The 1,287-nt window shown below is 63.2% G+C and carries 1 protein-coding gene; it reads right to left on the bottom strand.

Features of this window, described 5'->3' with window-relative positions; genetic code table 11:
* Positions 1-17: 17 nt before the first annotated feature.
* A complete protein-coding gene (locus RJ03_RS27380; RefSeq protein ID WP_051025314.1) occupies positions 18-1,058 on the bottom strand; it encodes an IS110 family RNA-guided transposase in 1,041 nt (346 codons plus the stop codon).
* Positions 1,059-1,287: the final 229 nt, after the last annotated feature.

Raw genomic sequence — 1,287 nt, 5'->3', positions numbered from 1 at the left:
TTCGTGAATCTCCTATGTCAAGCAAGGGTGGTTTGGCAGGCGTTTCGGGGTGTGGGTTGTCGGAGTCGGTGGTAGACGACGTCGGCGAGATGGCGTTTGAGGACCCTGAGTGCCTCCTTCTTGGTGTTGCCGGCCGCAGTGCGCCGCTCGATCAGTTCGCGGGCCGGTGGGTGGTCACGTAGCTGGGTGATGGCGATTCGATGTAGTGCGGCGTTGAGCTGTCGGTTGCCGCCGCGGTTGAGGCGGAATCTGGTCCGATTACCGGTCCATACGGGGATCGGTGCCGCGCCGGCGTGCATTGCGAATGCGGCCGAAGTTCGAAACCGTGCTGCGCCAGCGGTTTCGGCGACGATTTTCGCGGCAGTCAGACCAGCGCAACCGGGCAGCTTCAGGAGCTGAGGCGCCAGGATCTGCACCCGCGCCTCGATTCGATGTTTGATGTCATTGATCCGGCCGGTCACCGCGATTATGCGATCGGTGAGCTCGATGGCGATCTCGGTGCGGATGCCGCTCGACGATGATCCGAGGCGTTCTCGGACGGCATTGAGTGCTGTCAGGCTGGTGAGTGCGCGTCCGTCGGGCAGCGGAACCTCCAGGTCGTGCAGGTGCCACCGCAGCCGGTTGATCATCCGAGTCCGCTCCGCGGTCAGATCCTCGCGATGGTCAAGCAGCAACCTGACATCGAGAGCTTCATCGTCGAGGTGGGCCTCGGCGAGGTCCGGTTCTCGCAACGCAGCGCGTGCCACGGCCAGCGCGTCGATCGGATCGGACTTGCCGTGTGTCCTGGCGGAACGGCGAACCTGGGCCATCAACTTGGGTGGCACCATCACCACGGTCTGACCGGCCCCGACCAGTGTTCGCACCAGGACACCCGCGACATGGCGGCAGTCCTCGATCGCCCACCGGTGGGTCTCATTCCACTGACGTGCCCATTCGAGCAATCGAACGGTATCCGCGGCAGCTGATCCGATGGTGAGCTGGCCGAGTTTGCGGCCAGCGTCGTCAACGGCCACCGCGGTGTGGCTGCGCATGTGTGGGTCGATCCCGATGACTACCAAAACCTGTGTCTCCTTGTATCTTTGGTGACGAAGGTTCGGCCGGTGGACACGTCTCAGTCGGGAGGATGTGCCTCTTTCTCCTATCAAGTCACACCGGCCGGACCGGCTCCGGCCGCGGTGGACGATTCACGAGAAGGCCAACCCGATCGGGTGGCAGCCAGCGTAGGAGTCACCCCGCGACCGAAGCAGATCTACCACTTCAAAAGCGGCATAGGAAGTCTCACACTGA

The sequence above is a fragment of the Nocardia aobensis NBRC 100429 genome (genome assembly GCF_000308375.1).
In the GTDB taxonomy this organism is placed as follows: Bacteria; Actinomycetota; Actinomycetes; order Mycobacteriales; family Mycobacteriaceae; genus Nocardia; species Nocardia aobensis.
This window is presented reverse-complemented; position numbering and strand designations above follow the sequence as displayed.